Source organism: Phosphitispora sp. TUW77, assembly GCF_048453025.1.
Classification (GTDB): Bacteria; Bacillota; Thermincolia; order Thermincolales; family UBA2595; genus Phosphitispora.
On record NZ_CP156677.1, the window covers coordinates 2,218,196 to 2,236,656 of the forward strand.

Annotated in this window: 23 protein-coding genes, 4 tRNA genes and 1 riboswitch; all 27 genes read right to left on the reverse strand. The window is 42.9% G+C overall.

The features are described from left to right. Nucleotides 1–274: 274 nt before the first annotated feature. Nucleotides 275–350 (reverse strand) — tRNA-Val (locus ABFY19_RS10740). A 145-nt stretch (nt 351–495) separates the two neighbouring features. Continuing rightward, nucleotides 496–571 (reverse strand) — tRNA-Glu (locus ABFY19_RS10745). A gap of 8 nt (nt 572–579) precedes the next feature. Further along, nucleotides 580–654: transfer RNA gene (locus ABFY19_RS10750), tRNA-Ile, on the reverse strand. 51 nt (nt 655–705) lie between these two features. Next, nucleotides 706–780, reverse strand: a tRNA-Asn gene (locus ABFY19_RS10755). Nucleotides 781–922: 142 nt separating this feature from the next. Then, nucleotides 923–2,023: an RNA polymerase sigma factor RpoD gene (gene rpoD / locus ABFY19_RS10760; protein WP_418790650.1), complete on the reverse strand. Its 1,101-nt coding sequence runs from the start codon at nt 2,021–2,023 to the stop codon at nt 923–925. Nucleotides 2,024–2,069: 46 nt separating this feature from the next. Beyond that, nucleotides 2,070–3,959: a DNA primase gene (dnaG, locus tag ABFY19_RS10765; protein WP_418790651.1), complete on the reverse strand. Its 1,890-nt coding sequence runs from the start codon at nt 3,957–3,959 to the stop codon at nt 2,070–2,072. Nucleotides 3,960–3,963: 4 nt separating this feature from the next. Further along, nucleotides 3,964–4,452 carry a YaiI/YqxD family protein gene (locus ABFY19_RS10770; RefSeq protein ID WP_418790652.1) on the reverse strand — a complete coding sequence of 163 codons (489 nt, stop codon included), beginning with the start codon at nt 4,450–4,452 and terminating at the stop codon, nt 3,964–3,966. 105 nt (nt 4,453–4,557) lie between these two features. Beyond that, on the reverse strand, nt 4,558–5,568 hold the full coding sequence (locus ABFY19_RS10775) for a deoxyguanosinetriphosphate triphosphohydrolase (RefSeq protein ID WP_418790653.1): 1,011 nt from the start codon (nt 5,566–5,568) through the stop codon (nt 4,558–4,560). Nucleotides 5,569–5,595: 27 nt separating this feature from the next. Then, nucleotides 5,596–6,195 carry a flavodoxin family protein gene (locus ABFY19_RS10780; RefSeq protein WP_418792591.1) on the reverse strand — a complete coding sequence of 200 codons (600 nt, stop codon included), beginning with the start codon at nt 6,193–6,195 and terminating at the stop codon, nt 5,596–5,598. A gap of 53 nt (nt 6,196–6,248) precedes the next feature. Next, nucleotides 6,249–6,821 carry an RNA 2',3'-cyclic phosphodiesterase gene (gene thpR, locus ABFY19_RS10785; protein WP_418790654.1) on the reverse strand — a complete coding sequence of 191 codons (573 nt, stop codon included), beginning with the start codon at nt 6,819–6,821 and terminating at the stop codon, nt 6,249–6,251. Between the two features lie 17 nt (nt 6,822–6,838). After that, nucleotides 6,839–7,654 (reverse strand): ATP-binding cassette domain-containing protein, encoded by an 816-nt coding sequence (locus ABFY19_RS10790; protein WP_418790655.1) that lies wholly within the window; start codon nt 7,652–7,654, stop codon nt 6,839–6,841. Nucleotides 7,655–7,668: 14 nt separating this feature from the next. Then, entirely contained in the window at nt 7,669–8,460 is a 792-nt protein-coding gene (gene cbiQ / locus ABFY19_RS10795) for a cobalt ECF transporter T component CbiQ (protein WP_418790656.1), read from the reverse strand. 157 nt (nt 8,461–8,617) lie between these two features. Next, a complete protein-coding gene (locus ABFY19_RS10800) occupies nt 8,618–8,995 on the reverse strand; it encodes a NifB/NifX family molybdenum-iron cluster-binding protein (protein ID WP_418790657.1) in 378 nt (125 codons plus the stop codon). 60 nt (nt 8,996–9,055) lie between these two features. After that, on the reverse strand, nt 9,056–9,520 hold the full coding sequence (locus ABFY19_RS10805) for a DUF134 domain-containing protein (protein ID WP_418790658.1): 465 nt from the start codon (nt 9,518–9,520) through the stop codon (nt 9,056–9,058). Nucleotides 9,521–9,665: 145 nt separating this feature from the next. Continuing rightward, nucleotides 9,666–10,028 carry a NifB/NifX family molybdenum-iron cluster-binding protein gene (locus ABFY19_RS10810; protein ID WP_418790659.1) on the reverse strand — a complete coding sequence of 121 codons (363 nt, stop codon included), beginning with the start codon at nt 10,026–10,028 and terminating at the stop codon, nt 9,666–9,668. 35 nt (nt 10,029–10,063) lie between these two features. Continuing rightward, nucleotides 10,064–10,948 (reverse strand): ATP-binding protein, encoded by an 885-nt coding sequence (locus tag ABFY19_RS10815; RefSeq protein WP_418790660.1) that lies wholly within the window; start codon nt 10,946–10,948, stop codon nt 10,064–10,066. Next, nucleotides 10,948–11,787, reverse strand: coding sequence for an ATP-binding protein (locus tag ABFY19_RS10820; RefSeq protein WP_418790661.1), 840 nt, complete (start codon nt 11,785–11,787; stop codon nt 10,948–10,950). The genes ABFY19_RS10815 and ABFY19_RS10820 overlap by 1 nt, the downstream gene beginning before the upstream one ends. Next, entirely contained in the window at nt 11,784–12,152 is a 369-nt protein-coding gene (locus ABFY19_RS10825) for a NifB/NifX family molybdenum-iron cluster-binding protein (protein WP_418790662.1), read from the reverse strand. The genes ABFY19_RS10820 and ABFY19_RS10825 overlap by 4 nt, the downstream gene beginning before the upstream one ends. A 107-nt stretch (nt 12,153–12,259) precedes the next feature. Beyond that, nucleotides 12,260–13,102 (reverse strand): P-loop NTPase, encoded by an 843-nt coding sequence (locus ABFY19_RS10830; protein ID WP_418790663.1) that lies wholly within the window; start codon nt 13,100–13,102, stop codon nt 12,260–12,262. A gap of 178 nt (nt 13,103–13,280) precedes the next feature. Beyond that, entirely contained in the window at nt 13,281–14,060 is a 780-nt protein-coding gene (gene cobK, locus ABFY19_RS10835) for a precorrin-6A reductase (RefSeq protein ID WP_418790664.1), read from the reverse strand. Next, nucleotides 14,057–14,326 carry an energy-coupling factor ABC transporter substrate-binding protein gene (locus ABFY19_RS10840; protein ID WP_418790665.1) on the reverse strand — a complete coding sequence of 90 codons (270 nt, stop codon included), beginning with the start codon at nt 14,324–14,326 and terminating at the stop codon, nt 14,057–14,059. The genes cobK and ABFY19_RS10840 overlap by 4 nt, the downstream gene beginning before the upstream one ends. Continuing rightward, a complete protein-coding gene (locus ABFY19_RS10845; protein ID WP_418790666.1) occupies nt 14,323–15,090 on the reverse strand; it encodes an energy-coupling factor ABC transporter permease in 768 nt (255 codons plus the stop codon). Before ABFY19_RS10845 ends, ABFY19_RS10840 begins: the two co-directional genes overlap by 4 nt. 404 nt (nt 15,091–15,494) lie before the next feature. Then, a riboswitch (cobalamin riboswitch) is annotated at nt 15,495–15,677 on the reverse strand. Nucleotides 15,678–15,764: 87 nt separating this feature from the next. After that, nucleotides 15,765–16,448, reverse strand: coding sequence for an RtcB family protein (locus ABFY19_RS10850; RefSeq protein ID WP_418790667.1), 684 nt, complete (start codon nt 16,446–16,448; stop codon nt 15,765–15,767). Nucleotides 16,449–16,782: 334 nt separating this feature from the next. Beyond that, on the reverse strand, nt 16,783–16,974 hold the full coding sequence (locus ABFY19_RS10855) for a CooT family nickel-binding protein (protein ID WP_418790668.1): 192 nt from the start codon (nt 16,972–16,974) through the stop codon (nt 16,783–16,785). After that, complete coding sequence (locus ABFY19_RS10860; protein ID WP_418790669.1) at nt 16,967–17,392, reverse strand: DUF3842 family protein; 426 nt, start codon at nt 17,390–17,392, stop codon at nt 16,967–16,969. The genes ABFY19_RS10855 and ABFY19_RS10860 overlap by 8 nt, the downstream gene beginning before the upstream one ends. After that, entirely contained in the window at nt 17,392–17,694 is a 303-nt protein-coding gene (locus ABFY19_RS10865) for a PDGLE domain-containing protein (protein WP_418790670.1), read from the reverse strand. The genes ABFY19_RS10860 and ABFY19_RS10865 overlap by 1 nt, the downstream gene beginning before the upstream one ends. A gap of 11 nt (nt 17,695–17,705) precedes the next feature. Continuing rightward, the gene (locus tag ABFY19_RS10870) at nt 17,706–18,344 is read right to left on the reverse strand and encodes an energy-coupling factor ABC transporter permease (protein WP_418790671.1); all 639 of its coding nucleotides are present in this window, start codon (nt 18,342–18,344) and stop codon (nt 17,706–17,708) included. Nucleotides 18,345–18,461: the final 117 nt, after the last annotated feature.

The following is an 18,461-nucleotide window of genomic DNA, read 5'->3' on the forward strand; positions in this document are numbered from 1 at the left end:
TAAGTTAAAATTATTGGGAATTTGTCAACAAGCCCCAATTATGGGACATTCCCCTTAATCTACTTTGGTGGGCGATGACAGGATCGCCATGGACTGCGCGACTCCGTCACTTGCCATGTCCCCATTTTGTTACCGGTACCCCAGGCTCTTCCTGAGCCCGCCGTACCGACAAAATAGGGAGCCCCCTCACTGCCGACATCTTTTCTGGTCACTTACAAGCAGGATGTCGAAATACAAAAGTCACTGTGCTTTCTACAGTGACTTTAATCTACTTTGGTGGGCGATGACAGGATCGAACTGCCGACATCCTGCTTGTAAGGCAGGCGCTCTCCCAGCTGAGCTAATCGCCCACATATTGGTGACCCCTACGGGATTCGCTGCGCGAAACTTGGCAGCTCCGCTGCCTTAGTTGAGCGGCGTACCCCTTGCGGGTAAACCCGTAGGGTGAGAATCCCGTGGTATCTATACTTAAAACATATAAAATGTTAGCTTACTTGGTGACCCCTACGGGATTCGAACCCGTGTTACCGCCGTGAAAGGGCGGTGTCTTAAACCGCTTGACCAAGGGGCCATTATTTATGGTGGGCCCACCAGGGATCGAACCTGGGACCAACCGGTTATGAGCCGGTTGCTCTACCGCTGAGCTATAGGCCCATCCTAACTTACAGCAATTTTAGGATAACCGCTGCACAGTCTTGATTTAAATGGCTCCCCGGGTAGGATTCGAACCTACAACCTACCGGTTAACAGCCGGTTGCTCTACCATTGAGCTACCGAGGAACGTGGTCTCAAGTGACAAAACTTATTATACGACAGATTTAATTTTCGGTCAAGAGTTTTGTACAAGGTTTAAATGAATTAGAAACAAATTATCTTAACCAAATTACTGCTATCTATAGTATGCTCTTTTAATCTAAAAAGATTAATCTAAAAAGTCTTTAAGTTTTTTACTGCGGCTGGGATGACGGAGTTTCCGCAAAGCCTTCGCTTCAATCTGCCTGATACGTTCCCTGGTAACCCCAAACTCCTGGCCCACTTCTTCAAGTGTCCGAGACCTGCCGTCATCAAGTCCAAATCTAAGTCTTAGCACTTTTTCTTCACGCGGGGTAAGTGTTTCTAGAACATCTTCCAGCTGTTCCCGCAGCAAGATAAATGATGCGGCTTCTGCCGGAGCCGGAGCTTCCTGGTCCTCAATAAAATCACCTAAATGGGAATCTTCTTCTTCACCTATAGGTGTCTCTAGAGAAACAGGTTCCTGGGCAATCTTCATAATTTCCCTGACCCGCTCAACAGGTATATCCATTTCTTCAGCAATCTCTTCAGGAACAGGCTCCCTGCCAAATTCCTGAAGAAGTTGGCGTGACACTCTAATCAGTTTGTTAATAGTCTCTACCATGTGTACAGGAATCCTAATAGTCCGTGCCTGATCAGCAATTGCCCTTGTAATTGCCTGCCTAATCCACCATGTCGCATAAGTGCTGAATTTATAACCCTTGCGATAATCAAACTTTTCAACAGCTTTTATCAAACCAAGATTGCCTTCCTGGATAAGGTCCAAAAACAGCAGTCCCCTGCCAACATAACGTTTGGCAATACTTACTACCAGTCTTAAATTGGCCTCTGCCAGTTTTCGTTTAGCCTCTTCCTCACCTTGTTCCATTCTTTTAGCAAGTTCTACTTCTTCCTCGGCTGTCAGGAGGGGGACTCTCCCAATTTCTTTGAGGTACATGCGTACAGGGTCATCTATTCCAATGCCTTCAGGAACAGTGAGGTCAACTCCTATTTCATCTTCCTCAGCTTCAGTTTCTATTTCATCACTATCGATAGGTTCCAAATCGGGTACTTCAGGTACAATATCGATACCTACCCCTGCCAGCTTATCATAAATATCTTCAATTTGTTCAGGAGTCAGTTCAACTCCCTGCAAAGTGTTCATTATTTCAGTATATGATAAAATTCCCCGTTTTTTCCCTTTATCAATTAATTCCTGAACCCCTTCAATCTGAATGATGTCCTTTGACATGTACTCCCCTCCTTTCTATTTGGAATAATTATACTAACTTCTTTAGTTAGATTAATTTGGAATATTCTAGCAAGAGCTGCTTTCTGAGTTCCTGGTCGCGTGACTTATCAGCCTCTTCCATTTTTTCTAACAATTCTTCGCGTTTTTTCCTTATTTCATCTTCTTTAACTGTCCTAATACAGTCAACAATCAGCTGGGTCCTGTTATCCTGAGGCATTTCTATTAATAAAAGCCTTTTCAGAATCTCTGCAGCCGGTTCATTCTGTAAACGGTCAAAAAGTACTGCCGGTTGATAATCTAACTCATTTTCAACAATTTCATTCAATAAGTTTATAATCCTAAGATATTCCAGCCTTAAACTAAAATGAATCCCTATTTCTTCCTTTACTTTCAAAAATATATTTTTATCACTTAACATTAAAACAAATAAAGATTCTTCAGCTTTTGACCTGGCGTCTTCATCTCCGGAGACAATTTGACCAGAAACACGATTATCGTTATTATTCCTAGCGTCAGTAATTTTATCCCGATTTAACCAGGAATTTCTTGATGTCCGAAGCTTTTTCCCAACTTCTGCCCTGACAGCCTCGGGGCTCAGATGAAGTCTTTTGGCTAGTTTCATAACAGCTTCATTTTTCTCTATTTCATTTGAGATATTTATAATACTAGGTATTACTTCGCTGGCAATCTTAAATTTTCCTTCTAAAGTGGTCATATCATATTTTTCCAATGCCCTATCAGTATTAAATTCACTGAGAGATTGGGCATTTTGCCTTACAACATCAAGGAACTTATCCGCCCCATGAGTTCTAATAAATTCATCAGGATCTTTTCCATCCGGGATACTGACAACCCGAACCCTGCAGCCAAGGTCATCAAGAAGCTGCCAGCCGCGCATTGTTGCATGAACACCCGCAACATCCGCATCATAAGCCATAATTACTTCCTGGGAATACCTGAGCAGTAATTTGCCCTGTTCCCTGGTAAAAGCGGTGCCCAGTGATGCAACAACATTGAAAATCCCTGCCTGGTGACACGTTATGACGTCAAGATAACCTTCAACTATAATAGCCTGATCATTGCGCCTGATGCTTTCAGCTGCCTTATTTATCCCATATAACAAATGACTTTTATTAAAAACAATAGTTTCAGGTGAATTCAGATATTTGGGAACACCATCATCCAATACCCTGCCCCCAAAACCAACAATTTTGCCTCTTATATCCCATATAGGGAATATCACCCTGTTCCGAAACCGGTCATAAAACCCCGGCTTCCCCTTACTGGTATGCAAAACCAAACCCAGTTTTTCTAATTTTTCAGGAGCATATCCCTTTTTATCCAAAAACCGGAGCAGGCCATCCCACGATGGTGGTGCAAAACCTATCTGAAACTTATCTATCGTTTTCTCTGTTAATCCTCTTTTTTTTAAGTAACTCCTAGCTTCCCCGGCAATCTGGTGATTCGCCAATATATACCGGTAAAAGTCTTTGACCAATTCATTTATTTCATGTGCCTCTTTTAATTCCTTCAATTTGGCGCTTTTTACAGGGTCATCTTCTTCTGGAATTGTGATTCCGGCCCTGTTCGCAAGAAACCTGACAGCTTCAGGAAAACTGAGCTTTTCCAATTTCATAATAAAAGAAATTACATTTCCACCCTCACCACAGCCAAAACAGCGGAAAATCTGTTTATCCCCGCTGACCATAAATGAAGGGGTTTTTTCATTATGAAACGGGCAGAGGCCAACATAGTTATTGCCCTGTTTCCGGATTCTTACATAATCTGACACCACATTTACTATGTCATTGGATGCACGTATTTCATCAATTGTTTCTTCCGGAATAAATCCCTTCAATTTAAACCACCCTTTTTCCGGAATCTTATAGTTAAATCCTTCGCCAAAATTATCTGTTATCCTTCCGGAGGGTTTCACCTTATTAAATATCCAGATTATTCCGAGCCTGCTTTTTAAGCAATTTCATCAATACCCTCTCAAAATTCTGCCTATCTGCTTCTGTCAATGCCCTGGGGCCTTTGGTTCTGCCACCACCCCGGCGAATTTTAGTATCAATATGTCTCTGTAGCAACAACCTGTCAATATTAGTTGGAGTAAAAATAAATCCTCTTGATGAAACCGGTATCGCTCCTCTTGTTAATGCTAAAGATGCCAAGCCATAATCCCCTGTCACCACAATGTCTCCGGCATTAGTATGGTTTATCACAGCCATATCGGCTGATTGTGGGATATTATCAACAGTTATTACCTGTACATATTCATTATCACAGGAAATCAGGTGAGAAATACTTGCCACAAAAACTACAGAAGTCTTAATATCACTGGCTATTTTAATAATAATATCTCTTACCGGACAAGAATCAGCATCTACCAGAATTTTATGAGTTGCTCTACTAGAATTCGAGGTCACATAGAATTTTCCTTCCTTAAACAACAAATTTTTTAAAAATTTCGGAAACTCATATCAATTAACCAAAACAATCCTATTATATCCAATTATTAGTTATTTATACTATTAATCAAGCCACGGATTAGGCAGAAAAAGCTTTTTATAGGTATATAGAGCATATCCGTCCGTCATACCCGCCACATAGTCACAGGATATACGCGCACAGGCATTTTCCGTATGCTTTTCTTGAAGATATTCTTGAAGATAGCGTGGAAGTGATTCTGAGTTTTCGACATAATAAGCAAAAAGCTTTTGGAGCACCTTCTTAGCCTTCAGTTCTTCTGTTTTAGCATCTGAGCCTATATAAACCATGCTGAACAGGTAATCCCTCAAACGGTCCATGGCTTCCCACACCTCAGGACTCATCCGTATTTCAGAAATTTCCCAACTAGAGCTTATCATGTCAGTAACCATGGTGTTAATCCTTTCACTGTGCCTGGTGCCCAGAACCGCAATACACTCCGCAGGAAGGTCTTCCTCTTTGATAATCCCACTTCTCAGGGCATCATCGATATCATGGTTAATATAAGCTATCCGGTCGGCAATCTTGACAATGCGACCTTCCAGAGTAACCGGATCCTTTTTGCCGGTGTGATTCAGTATGCCATCCCTTACTTCACAGGTAAGGTTCATTGGCTCCAATACTTCAACAACCCGCAGGCTCTGCTCATTATGTTTAAAAGACAGGCCAAATTCTCCAAGTGCTTCATCAAGGGCTTCCTCACCCGCATGTCCAAAAGGTGTATGCCCTAAATCATGTCCCAACGCAATTGCTTCAGTCAGGTCTTCATTCAGCCTGAGAGCCTTGGCAATTGTGCGGGCTATCTGAGCTACCTCTAGGGTATGGGTAAGCCTAGTCCGGTAATGGTCACCGGTAGGAGAAATAAAAACCTGTGTCTTTTGTTTCAGCCTGCGAAATCCTTTGGAATGGATTATCCGGTCCCTGTCACGCTGGAAATCCGTTCTTACAGGACATAGCTCTTCACAGACCTCCCTGCCTCTGCTTGCGGAACTGAGGGCGGCATATTGGGAAAGCTGCCGCTTCTCCATTTCTTCGATACGCAATCTGATATTCATGATACAAATCACCCCGCAAAACTCTGACTACCTCCTCCGCAGGTTCATGGTAGCTCCAGCCAGCTGTGCTACCCTGCGTCCCATAACAGCAGCCCTCTGCAGTCCAAAACTATCTTCAGAGGCAGGCCTTTGGGCACAGGCCCCCAGGTGTCCGGCATCATCCTCAATATAACCATCCCCAATAACTGTCATCCCCTGTACGAGCATCATATCCTGAATGGCCCTAACAGTTGTTTCCTGACCACCAAACCTTGATGCACCAACACTTATAGCCCCACCCACAACGTTTACCAGGGCCTTTTCCTTACGAAGCACCCTTGATTTATCCCAAAATCCTTTAAGCTGTGCAGAAACAGTTCCAAAGTACACCGGACTGCCAATAATAATACCATCAGCATTACGCAGCAGGTCAAATGCGTCTCCGAGATTATTTCCCCTGACACATACTCCCTCACACACAGGTGAGCAATTATTGCAGAACGGATTGGCAACTCCCTTCAGGGCATCAACAACATGAAGCACTCTGGTCTCTGAACCCATCAGTGATGCAGCTTCCAGTGCAGCATTAATCATGTTCGCGGTATTGCCTTCTTTCTGGGGGCTCCCGTTTAAACCTACTATTAACACCAACTATCACCTCACAATTGAAACAACAATAATTTATATAGTATTCGAGAAAATTAAAAATGTTCCTGCAAAGTAAAAGAACTGATACAAAAATATTCGGGGCCCGACCGCGAAAGTGTGCTTCTCATCAGCTTAATTTCAGAGACAACTGCTTCACGGTCACCCAGGGGCAGACCAGGCAAAATATCATCAAGCCCGGGGGCAGGCATTAATTCTTTCACCCTTCCCAGAGTAAGATGTGGAGAGAATTTTCTTTTCTCTGCCGGTAATCCCAATTTTACCATTTCACTTTCAATATCAGTCCATATCCTGTACAGGCATTTTTTATTATCACGTACCCCTGCCCAAATAACTTTTGGTCTGCTTAGCGAAGGATAAGCTCCCAGACCGCTTATCGAAAAACTAAATTTCTGATGTTGTAAACTGACTTTTTCCAAACTGCTGCTAATCTCTTTTAAAAACGGCCGATCAATATCACCAAGAAACTTAAGGGTGAGGTGAAAATTTTGTTCTTCCACCCATTTAACCCTGACAGGCCAGGACCGCATTTCAGCCTGAACCCGGGCCAAGTCTTTTTTCAAATCACCCGGCAAGTCAATAGCTATAAAGCAGCGGTACTTGTCCAAATAACTTCCCTCCGCACTCACTTTAAATACCCTTCCAAAACACTAACCGCTTCGGCAACAGTTTTAGGCAGTGCTTTTCCCATAAACCTGTCAAAATGACTGAATACCTGTGAAACTATAGGCAACCTTAAATTAGCTTCCCTCATCAATGAAATATCCCCAAGAAGCTCCGTCCCGCCATGGGCAAGGGTGGCGCCATCCTTAATTATGATTACCGAATCAGACCACTCTGCAGCCATATCCATATCATGAGTGGCTACAATCAATGTTTTGCCGCGGTTGTGAAAGTCCCTGAGGATTGCCATCAGCACTTCCTGACCGCCAGGATCAAGATAAGCCGTAGGCTCGTCCAAGACAATGACCTCAGGGTCCATTGCCAATACTCCCGCAATAGCAACACGCTTCTTTTGCCCAAAACTAAGGTGGTGTGGCACTTTTTCCCTTAATTCCCACATTCCCACCATCTTTAGGGCATCAGTCACCCTGCGTTCAATCTCATGCCTTGAAAGGCCAATATTTAGGGGGCCAAAAGCAACATCATCCCAAACTGATGTAGAAAACACCTGGTCATCAGGGTCCTGAAATACTAATCCTACTTGCCGGCGAATCTCAGGTGCAGTAACTTTATTCACCATGCGGCTAAAAATATTGACCGAACCCTGTTGGGGAAGGTTTATTCCATTTAAGTGCATAAGCAGAGTAGACTTTCCGGCCCCATTAGGTCCTAACAGGGCTGCCCTGGCACCCTTTTTTACGACCAGAGAAATCCCTTTTAGAGCTACAGTACTATCAGCATAAGTATATCTTAAATCACTTATTTCAATAGCATTCATTTTTTCCCTCCCTTTCACAGCGCCGGCAGCACCCTGTCCAACACCAACAAGAATATAGCCACCAAACTGATAAGAGACGCCAATAGGTAGTCCTTGGAACAAATCACAAAATTATTCATACTGTTTGTCTTTCCGGTAAATCCCCTGGAAATCATAGCAATATACACCCGGTCACCTCGTTCATATGCCCGGATAAACATGAGTCCTACTAACTGTGCCAGAGTTTTTATTGTATGAAAATGCCATAAGTTCCGGCCAAGCACAAACCCCCTTGCCTTCCTGGCCCTGCTCATCCTCTTTAACTCATCAATAATTACAAATATGTACCTAATCGTGAACTCCAGCATTTGTATAATAATGGCAGGAACCCTGAGATCGCTTAAGGCTTTCATCAAATTATTGAATCTGGTTGTTGACATCAGTGTTACAATTGCCAATACAGATGCCAGAACGCGTAATAACAACATCAGAGCCCGTTCAAGACCCTGTGAAGTGGCAGAAATCCTGATAATACGCAAATCGGCATTCCAGATCATATCCCCTGGGGTGATAAAGGGAAATAACAAGATAAGGACTCCGGCAAAAGGAATGACCCATGTCAGCCGGCGCACGACATAACTTGCCGGAATCCGGGAGAGCAACAGGATAATTATCCAGAAAACAACCGCTGCAGCTAAAAATTGAGGATTTGTCAAAGTTGCGGAAATGAAAATAAACAGGATGATTGCCAAAGCCTTCAACCTGGGGTCCATAGCATGTAGTGGTGATTCTAGTTTGGCAAACTCATCCATGTGAATATGCTTCATATATATCTACCTCTTTTATTGCCTGATATGGGCTGCATAACTGTAATTTATTATATCACCGTATCCGGCAACACAAAACATGTTTATGGAAAATTAAAAAAAAGACTACTCTTTTTTAAAGATAGTCTTCCTTACTATAAAAGCGAAAATACTGTCTTTAATGACTGCAACGGTTACCGTGATGATGATTTTCTCCCTGATGACTGCAGACTGTCCTTTTGGAAACAAATCTGCCCTCCGCAAAGGCCTCCGCCGTATCCTTAACCAATCCAGAAGCACCAAACAGTACCTTTAATCCCCGGGACTCCAAACCATCGATAGCCCCTTTGCCGATACCGCCAACAATCACTATCTCCACACCCTGGTTTTTGAGAAAATCAGCTATTCCTTCATGCATATGCTGTAATCCTGCAGTAGAAACAGTGTTGATGTCAATAACATGATTACTGTTGTCAATCTCAATTAAAGAAAAACTCCTGCTCTGCCCAAAGTGCTGGTTTACTTCTCCATTATTGTCAGGTATGGCAATCTTCATGTTTGCTCCTCCTTGTTATTGTCCTTATATCATACGCTATTCTAATTTATAAAATTACACTCATTTTATTTTTTTGTGGCAGCACTTGGTACAGAACTCATCCATCCGGTTCCGGCATCGAATTACCTCTGAACCGCAACTGGGACACTTAGAACCGTCACCATTAGCTTCTTTATAACTTTCGTACCTTTCTTCCCAACGTTCGTCACACTTAGGACAAAAAACCTTACAGACATTCCTCGTAAAATTCCCGCCCTGCACCTTTAAGGCCTTTCCCTCTATAAGAGCACGTGCTATCTTAGTACGCGCATCAGATAATATCCGCTGAAAAGTCTGGCGCGAAATCTGCATCTTTTCGGCACATTCGTCCTGATTAAGGTTTTCAATATCTTTGAGCCTGACAGCCTCTATTTCCTCAACCTTTAAAACTTCTTCCTCAAGGTCACACTTAGGTCTGCCAACAGGAACAAAATGAATGTCTTGGGGAACAAATTCAACAATACGCCATTTTCTTGGTCTTGGCATCAGATACCACTCCAATTATACTTGACAAATTCTAAAACCATTATACTATAGTTATCGACAGACAGGTAAACTTTTTAAACAAATAAATTTTTGTTTGTTTAAAAAAAACAACCAGGAACACATTATATTGTGTCCCTGGAATAATTTATTGATGGCCGCCGCATTCACCGGCATGCATATGATCACTGCATACGCTTCCCGTAGAAACCAGCTTTCCCTTCAAATATAGATCCAATACTTCGTCAGCCGTCCCCCTGGCGCCTGAAATTACTGCAATATTCTTCTGGCTAAAAAGCTGGACAGCCCTTGCCCCAATACCACCGGTAATAACACAATTCACGTCTTTACCTGCTAGGAATTCCGGGAGAAAACCAGGAACATGCTCTGGGTTTTCAACTATCATTTGATTGGTAATCTGACCATTCTCAATATCCGCCACGAAAAACTTTTCACAGTGGCCAAAATGTTCTGAAACGGTATTCCCTTCCAAAGCTACAGCAACTCTCACTAAAAAAACCTCCTTATAATGTTTTCCTATATTCTTTAACAGTATTCTTTACCAGAAAATAATTCTTTTCTTAAACCGGCCCAAATATCCTTGACAGCTTTTCCGGCAGCACTATCCCGAACCCGAACCACTGGAATTCCCTGAATTATTGCCCGGCCTACCTCCCTATCAAAGGGAATACTGCCTATCACCATAACATTGCGGTTTGTGCAGTGACTAGAAATTTCTTCGGTCATGTATGGGTTCAGGTCATATTTATTTATACATACATAAGCTTTTATCCCAAAGTGTTCAGCCAGATCAAGCACCCTAATCAAGTCATGTTTGCCGGATAACGTTGGCTCTGAAACTACAAGTATGGCATCACACCCGGTTATGGATGCTATCACGACACAGCCTATTCCCGGTGAACCATCAATTATTACGATATCACCATCAGTGACACAATCTAAAGCATTTTTCCTGACTTCAGTAACCAGTTTCCCGGAACCATCAGCCCCGATATTTAGCTTGGCATGAGAAAATTTCCCCCATGGGCTTGCTGATAAAATGGTTTTGCCGGTAATTACATCAGTGATACTTACTGCCTGGTGTGGACATATGAAAACACAGGCAGCACAGCCCTCACACTTAATTTCATCTACAGAAAAATCCCTAATGGCACCAAACCTGCAGACAGTAACACATTCTCCACACTCCCGGCACTTTTCCCGGTCAATCTCAGCTATTTTGGAACCATAAAAATCCTTTTCCCGGAGGAGTTCCGAATCAATAAGCAAATGCAGGTTGGGGGCTTCCACGTCACAGTCGGCAATTACCTTATTTTTTGCCAGTTCTGCCAGAGAAGCACAGACAGTTGTCTTTCCCGTTCCCCCTTTACCACTTACTATGGCAATCTGTTTCATGGCAATCTGTTTCATTAGACAACTCCCTCCAGTTTAGCCATCAAGTCCTGAAACTGTTGTTTCAACTGGCTATCTTCCTGTATCAACAACTTTCCGGCAGAGTATGTCCGGGCAATTCTTTTACTAAAGGGCAATTCCATGAGAACAGGAATATGTTGGGCTTCACAATAATCCCTGATTATCCCGCTCCTGTCATCAGCCTTGTTAACAACTACACCTAACGGAATGTTCAAGGCACGAACCAGGTCAACTGCAATTTTTAGGTCATGCAGTCCAAATGGAGTCGGCTCAGTAACCAGAAGGCAAAAATCACTGTTTTCAACTGCCGCAATTACAGAACAGGAACTACCTGGCGGACAATCAACTATTACAAAATCGGCAGCAATTTCCCGTATTTTTTCAATTATCCTGTTGATAACAGGGACGGCAAGCGGTTCACCTGTTTTCAGCACTCCATGTATAAATATTTTATCATCATTAAACCGTCCTCGTTCGATTATGCCAATTTCCCGCGGGACCTCGGTAATAGCCTTTTCAGGGCAAACTAAGGTACACAGACCACACCCGTGACACAACTGCAAAAAAGTTAATGGAGTCTTGTTTACCTGGGCAATGGCATGAAATTGGCACCATTTACTGCACAACCCGCATGCCACACAGTTCTCTTTGTCTATACTGGGAACCATTACATTAACTTCTTCCATTTGCTCAATGGCAGGGTTCAAGAATAAAAACCCGTTTGGCTCCTCGACATCACAATCAATATAAGCTGTTTTCCGTCCGGAACAGGCAAGGTTGGTAGCTACAGTTGTCTTGCCTGTTCCGCCCTTACCGCTGAGAACTGAAATAATCATTTTCGTTTCATTCCCGCATGGGCCGGTCCTGCTTTTGTTATTGCAGCAAGCTTGCCTTTTTTCAGTTCTTCTATCGCCTGCTTTACAGTTAAACCTGACCCATCATAAATTTTGATGCCGGCGGCATCAACCACCTGAAAAGCATTGGGCCCGACATGGCCGGTAATCAATGCCTCTGCCTTGCTGTCTACCACAAACTGGGCAGCCTGAATCCCTGCTCCTTGAGATGAACTGACAGCAGGGTTTGCGGAACAGTCAAAATCCATTGACTCAGAATCAGCGGTAATAAACCAATCACACCTGCCAAACCTTGGATTTACCTGGGCATCCAAATTTTTGCCCTCTGACGTTATAACCAGTTTCATAACCATTCATCACCTCAAATATTTCTATTAACCTAACTCTTTTCTTATATCCGGCCCTGGGCTGGTAACATATACCTTATAAACATCAATCATCATTAAATATGAAATTAGTTAATTTGTTCAACCCTGCTAAAAATGTTTATGATTTCCTCCATAACCCTGTTTATCTCTGAAGCTTCTCCGATAAATTCTTCAATTTGACCCTTATCACAAAGGGCAACAAACCTTGGTTCCAGCGGCAGTTGTCCCAATAAAGGGACTCCCATTTTACCGGCCATTTCCTCAGTTATATCTGCTCCAAACAACCTGATCTGTTTTTTACAGTCGGGGCATTCCAGGTATGCCATGTTTTCTATCAGCCCTAAAATAGGTATGTTCATCTTGTTAGCCATGTTAATTGCTTTCTGAACTATCATTGAAACCAGGCTTTGCGGAGAAGTAACTACAACAACACCATTTAAAGGAAGTGTCTGCATGACTGTCAACGGTGCATCACCGGTTCCGGGAGGAAGGTCAACCAATAAATAATCCAACTCACTCCATTCCACTTCTGTCCAGAACTGCTTAATCACCCCTGAAATAATCGGTCCCCTCCAGATTACAGGCTCTTCTTCACTGGGCAGTAAAAGATTGATAGAGACAACCTCAACACCCGAACTTGTCCTGGCTGGGATAATCCCCTTGCCGCCGTTTTTGAGCTGCCCTGCCTTTAATCCAAACAGCCTGGGTATACTTGGCCCGGTGACATCAGCATCCAGTATCCCTACACTGAATCCTTTTTTTCTTAGAGATGCCGCCAGAAGACCTGTAACCGAACTCTTTCCGACACCTCCCTTCCCGCTCATTACAGCAATTACATTCTTGATTTTCTGCATCTCCTTTAAGGCTGCAGGACAAGCATCGCCAGAACATTCACTGCTTTCACTGCATGTTTTGCATGCTTCTGCCATATCGGGCTCCTCCTTTGAGTTATCTATAATATTTTGAGCATATGCCCAATAAAATATTACTCTAATTTTTAATTTTTGTCAAATGCCCCGAAAGAAGTTCACCCTGCTATAAAAAAGCAGGGGAAACAGCAACTTTCGGGGCATTCCCAGATTCAAGTTTATTTAATTAAAGTTTGTCTTATAAGCCTGTCAATTTTAACTTAACTCCCTCTAGAACCTGTTCGTACGAATCAACAATAATTGTGCCATCCCCTTTTACCTGCGGTCGTTTTATTACCACAACCGGTATTTTCAATTTCAAGGCCACTGAGATTTTGTTATCTGTACCTCCAGCACGACCGCTTTCCTTTGTCACCAAAACTGTGGCCCCGTACATTTTAAAAGTGGCCCGGTTCATTTCCTTGGAAAAGGGGCCCTGCATGGCCACTATATCACGGGGCGGCAGGCCCAGAGAACGTACCTTTGCAATCACCTGGGAATCGGGAAGCACCCTGACAATAACCCTTTTCCCTGCCATATCAGGGTGACTGAGAAACTGTGCCAGGTTAAAGCTGCCCGTACTCAAGAAAATGGTATCTCCCAGCTCAGCAGCTTTTTTTGCTGCCTCCTCCCACGAATATACCGCAAAAAGAAGGGGGTTCTCCGGAAGCTTTACTTCCTTCCTGACAAACCTTAAATAAGGGATATCTCGATTTTGGCCAAACTCCCCTACAGACTTTAAAACTCCTTCAGGATAAGGATGAGAAACATCAACTATCAACTTAAACGGATAGTTTTTAAATACTTGGCTTAAAGCATTATGGGTTACATATTCTTCCGTATTTTCCATCATATCATTATTTAAAACAAGCTTTGCACCATGGTCTTCCACAGTAGCATATAAAATATCATAACCCTTTGAGGTCAGCAGAGATGCAATCTCTTTTCCTTCCCTTGTTCCCGATATAACCAAAATCATTGATTTTTTCTTCCTCTGACATAGCCGATATAATACCCGATAAATCCGGTTCCCAAAGCGGCTTGAAGAGCAAACAAAAGGCTTTCAATTTCACCACTGGGGGGTTCCCAAATAGACGAAAACCATGGCTGATAATCAGGATTAATTTGTGTAATCAATTCTTCAGCCTGACCGTCAGCGCCCCCAAATTCAGCTCCCTGGTTCATAAATAATGGCACAACCGCCAGTAATACTACCAGAAGGATTAAAATCAGATTTTTTTTCACTTGGGCACCTCCTCAGTAATAACAGATAATTCCAAGAGTTCCTGTTTGTTATAAGCAGCCAATATATTGAAAACAACTACTGTCAAAATTCCTTCCATTATAGCAAGAGGCAGCTGTGTCACAGCAAATACGCTCAAGAATTTTGCAAGGGCAGCTGTGAATCCCCCGCTCTGAAGGGGAAACGCCATGGCCAGTTGAAACGATGTAGTTATATATGTAAGCAGGTCACCCAAAGCAGCCGCAAGAAAAACTGCCAGCCAAGTGGGGGCCCCGATTTTTTTCATAACCCTGTAAACAACAAATGCTATGATTGGGCCAACCACTGCCATTGAAAAGGTATTGGCCCCCAGGGTAGTTATCCCTCCATGAGCTAAAAGGAGGGCCTGAAAAATAAGAACAATACATCCGAGTACCACCATAGCCATAGGGCCAAACATTATTGCACCCAAACCGACTCCCGTCGGGTGGGAACAGCTTCCGGTAACTGAAGGTATTTTTAAAGCTGATAACACAAAGGCGAACGCTCCTGCCAGACCTAACAGCATTTTCACACTGGGATTAGCAGAAACGGTTTTCTGAATTGACCGCAGCCCCAAAATTAGAAAAGGAATAGTCAGTACAAACCAGAAACCGGCCCATTTCACCGGCAGAAATCCTTCCATAATATGCATGGCATAGGCATTCTGCGGAAATGTAAGGAGAAGTGCGGCAGAATACATGACTATAAAAAGAGAAAGTTTTATTTTCTTCAACTGACTTTTCATTATATAGTTGACCTCCTAATTTTATATTAATAATTTGAAATGAAAACCCGATCTTTAATGAAAAAACCGACCATCAAGTAATGACCGGGGACTAGGCTTTAAGAAAAATGCCTAAACTGACCACCTCCCCAAAACTTAAAAGATATGTGGCAGAATAGGCAGGGCTGATTGTATCCGCTGTCATCACAGGAAGTAAGTTGATTTCTTCTTTTACACCCGTTCCACGGCTAAATCACATTTAAACCATACTGTACATTAAGTTAGACCCCTCGGGGTATAACACCTATTCAAATATATAATTTTTACCAGCCCATTTCCGGACCGGAAATAAAAATCCCTCAACACGAATGTGCAGAGGGAATAAAGCATAGAAGTACTCTTCCTCCCCATCCATCGTGGGTACCGGCGGTAAGACTCAAGCAAGCAGGTCTCCTGGCTCAAGGTCATTGTCCAAACTGCGCCTTCCCGGTAAACCAGTGGCATATGCAGCAGGACTCCCTCTTACAGTGGCGGGACCGCGCCGGATTCACACCGGCTTCCCTTTTCAATCCTGTAAAAACAGAATCACTTGCTCTGTGTATTCTTTTAAATTATTGTACCATAACTGCAGCAAAAGTGTCTAGAAAATTTTGTTTATGGACGGTGTCAAAAAACTTAGGTTCTGTTATTTATGGTTATCCTTTTATTACACCTATTGTCTTCAACTTTTTTATAGGCTGAACCAGGTCAAGTTCATTTTGAATAACAAAATCGATATCCTTGTAAGCAAACCTGCATTCTTCAGCAATGTCGTTCTTTTTATGCTTACCTAACACGACATTGCAGTGTTTCAAATCGGCAATTACCTTCTCAATCGAAAATTGTTCCCTTGCCTTTGTCCTGGAGAATATTCTTCCTGCTCCATGTGAACAGGAATGGAAACTCTCTGAATTGCCCAGTCCCTTGACTATATAACTGTATGAACCCATGGCACCCGGAATGATACCTATATCGTTTTCCCTTGCCCGTATTGCACCCTTTCTATGAACCCGTACGTTTTTCCCATAGTGGTTTTCTAAAGAGGCGTAATTATGATGGCAGTTTACGTGATTATTGAACTTTAAAGTTTCGCCGGAATACTTTTCGACCCATTTTTCCACAATTCCAATTACTTTTGCCTTCATTTGTTCTCTGTTTTCATAGGCAAATTTCACTGCAATGACTCCCCCTATAGGCATTCCCATTCCGGTGTGGCTATCAGGCATAAGTGCAACCCATTTATGCACAAAAGGAAGATTGGCTAAGTTTATTGCCTGCTCCAAGCAGCTTTGTTCAATTTGTTCTTTTCCTTCCAGCCAAACTTTTATTGGGACTTTCATATCATCTTTTTCATAGATAATAAACAGGTTCCATTACACATCCTCTGAATTAAATTAATTCATATTAATCTTTGCAATCCACGGATACGAAGGTTTTTTCTCGTATTTCCATTGAGGTGTGCAAAGGCCGGCATACCATTCAGCAATTAACTTTAAGAAATTTAAAATCATTTGCATGCACCTCCATTCTTTATTTTTTAATCTTGATTACTCCATCTACAAAATACAAAAAGACTCTCCTGGAATTTTTCACTCCAAAACAGCTGAAAATGCTGCCCCAAAAACAGAGGCACATAGTTGACTAACTATGTGCCTCTGTTTTTCATATTTATTCCTACTCGGTTTTCTCCAGGATAATCTTGTGATTAACCAGGGCCATCTCTTTAATCTTTGCCTTTACCAATTTCTGCTGTCCAAAAATATTTTCCAGTAAAATGCCGTCTTCACGCGGCATTACTTTATCAACACTCTCCAGTAACAACTCTTCTGTACCTTCTTTTAAAATATATGCATTTGCCTCACACACCTGTACCCACCTCCAAAATCTTTTTAATTTCATTTGCCGCCGCCTCTACCAGGTGAGGCAGCGGTTCTTCCCTTGTCCCGACAATTTTTACTCTGCTTCTGGTTAATGGAAGTATTATTTTCTGTGCACTGCTCCTAAGCACAGCTTCAGCCATAGTTGCAGTAAATTCACCGAGCATGGAATTAGGCATTATGATATTAATTGTGCCCACAATCAGGTCAACTTTTGGCGTATTGAAGATAACCGCTGATTCCCCGCTAGCCCCTTCATTAGCGCCCGCCTTTATCATCTGGGCCGCGGCCAGAGCATTTGTCCCCAGGGCCATTATCTCAATATCTTCAGGAAGGTCTTTCCTGAGCTTCTCGACAATAACCCTTCCGATTCCTCCCCCCTGTCCGTCGATTACCGCTATTTTCATTAGCGACCACCCACCCGGTTGGATTTTCGGATATATATTTTGCCTATGCCATACATTACGGCAAAAGTAATCAGGGTACCGGCCACACCCGCAAGACTGCCAGCAACAGTTTCGTTCTCTACACCAGGCATAACATAATCCGGCATAGGTGATTTGACTACTTCTTTTCCTTCACTGAGATGTATGAAGCCTTTATCTTCAGCTACCCGCTCCAAGCCATCAGGGCTTGGAGATGCAAATGGAGAGAGAAAAGCCGCAATGACCAGGGAAACCAGAAGAGCTAATAAAATACCTTTTTTCATATTATATCACCTCACGCCTTCTGGTTTTGAAAAACCAGTTCAGATTTAACCTGGGCAAGATAAGCCACAACAACTGATGTGATCAAACCTTCACCGATACCAATCAGCATATGCCATCCCAGCATAGCAGGCAGGGCAATATTTAGGGCTATATAACCGGAAAATACGATCAATAAAGTTCCTGCCACTGATGCTGCTACTGTTGACACCCAACTGGCCAGAAATGTTGCTCCCAGCGTTCTGGTCCGGTCAGTCGAATTCCCTGCCACCAGCTTATAAACCCACCAGCCTACCCAAGGGGCCACAATTCCCATAAGAAGAATATTACCCCCCAAAGCTGTTAAACCACCATCCAGAAAAACCAGGCATTGAATTATCAGGACAGTTGTCATTATGAGTACAGCACTCCACGGTCCCAGCAGTATTGCTGCCAGCGCCGCTCCCAGCAGGTGTCCTGATGTGCCTCCGGCAATGGGGAAATTCACCATCTGGGCCGCAAAAATAAATGCAGCCATAACACTCATTTTAGGTATCTGCCGGTCATCAAAAACACTTCTTGTCTTGGATACAGCCACACCTATTAGTGGGACACTTGTCGCCACTGTTGCAGCTATCATCTTCGTATCAAGGAAACCATCTGGAATATGCATAAATACACCCCCGCAATTTCAAAAATTAATATCAATATCCGCTTACTACTGAAAAACTTATTTTGAAACACAAAAAAACCACCAACACGGGATTGCTCCAGCAAACCTCCCGACCTT

Bases quoted from the DNA above. Each gene is read 5' to 3' on its own strand.
- rpoD (WP_418790650.1), bottom strand. From the start codon at position 2,023: ATGTCAAAGGACATCATTCAGATTGAAGGGGTTCAGGAATTAATTGAT.
- ABFY19_RS10775 (WP_418790653.1), bottom strand. From the start codon at position 5,568: ATGAATATCAGATTGCGTATCGAAGAAATGGAGAAGCGGCAGCTTTCC.
- ABFY19_RS10790 (WP_418790655.1), bottom strand. From the start codon at position 7,654: ATGAATGCTATTGAAATAAGTGATTTAAGATATACTTATGCTGATAGT.
- cbiQ (WP_418790656.1), bottom strand. From the start codon at position 8,460: ATGAAGCATATTCACATGGATGAGTTTGCCAAACTAGAATCACCACTA.
- ABFY19_RS10800 (WP_418790657.1), bottom strand. From the start codon at position 8,995: ATGAAGATTGCCATACCTGACAATAATGGAGAAGTAAACCAGCACTTT.
- ABFY19_RS10805 (WP_418790658.1), bottom strand. From the start codon at position 9,520: ATGCCAAGACCAAGAAAATGGCGTATTGTTGAATTTGTTCCCCAAGAC.
- ABFY19_RS10815 (WP_418790660.1), bottom strand. From the start codon at position 10,948: ATGAAACAGATTGCCATGAAACAGATTGCCATAGTAAGTGGTAAAGGG.
- ABFY19_RS10820 (WP_418790661.1), bottom strand. From the start codon at position 11,787: ATGATTATTTCAGTTCTCAGCGGTAAGGGCGGAACAGGCAAGACAACT.
- ABFY19_RS10825 (WP_418790662.1), bottom strand. From the start codon at position 12,152: ATGAAACTGGTTATAACGTCAGAGGGCAAAAATTTGGATGCCCAGGTA.
- ABFY19_RS10830 (WP_418790663.1), bottom strand. From the start codon at position 13,102: ATGGCAGAAGCATGCAAAACATGCAGTGAAAGCAGTGAATGTTCTGGC.
- cobK (WP_418790664.1), bottom strand. From the start codon at position 14,060: ATGATTTTGGTTATATCGGGAACAAGGGAAGGAAAAGAGATTGCATCT.
- ABFY19_RS10845 (WP_418790666.1), bottom strand. From the start codon at position 15,090: ATGAAAAGTCAGTTGAAGAAAATAAAACTTTCTCTTTTTATAGTCATG.
- ABFY19_RS10850 (WP_418790667.1), bottom strand. From the start codon at position 16,448: ATGAAAGTCCCAATAAAAGTTTGGCTGGAAGGAAAAGAACAAATTGAA.
- ABFY19_RS10860 (WP_418790669.1), bottom strand. From the start codon at position 17,392: ATGAAAATAGCGGTAATCGACGGACAGGGGGGAGGAATCGGAAGGGTT.
- ABFY19_RS10865 (WP_418790670.1), bottom strand. From the start codon at position 17,694: ATGAAAAAAGGTATTTTATTAGCTCTTCTGGTTTCCCTGGTCATTGCG.
- ABFY19_RS10870 (WP_418790671.1), bottom strand. From the start codon at position 18,344: ATGCATATTCCAGATGGTTTCCTTGATACGAAGATGATAGCTGCAACA.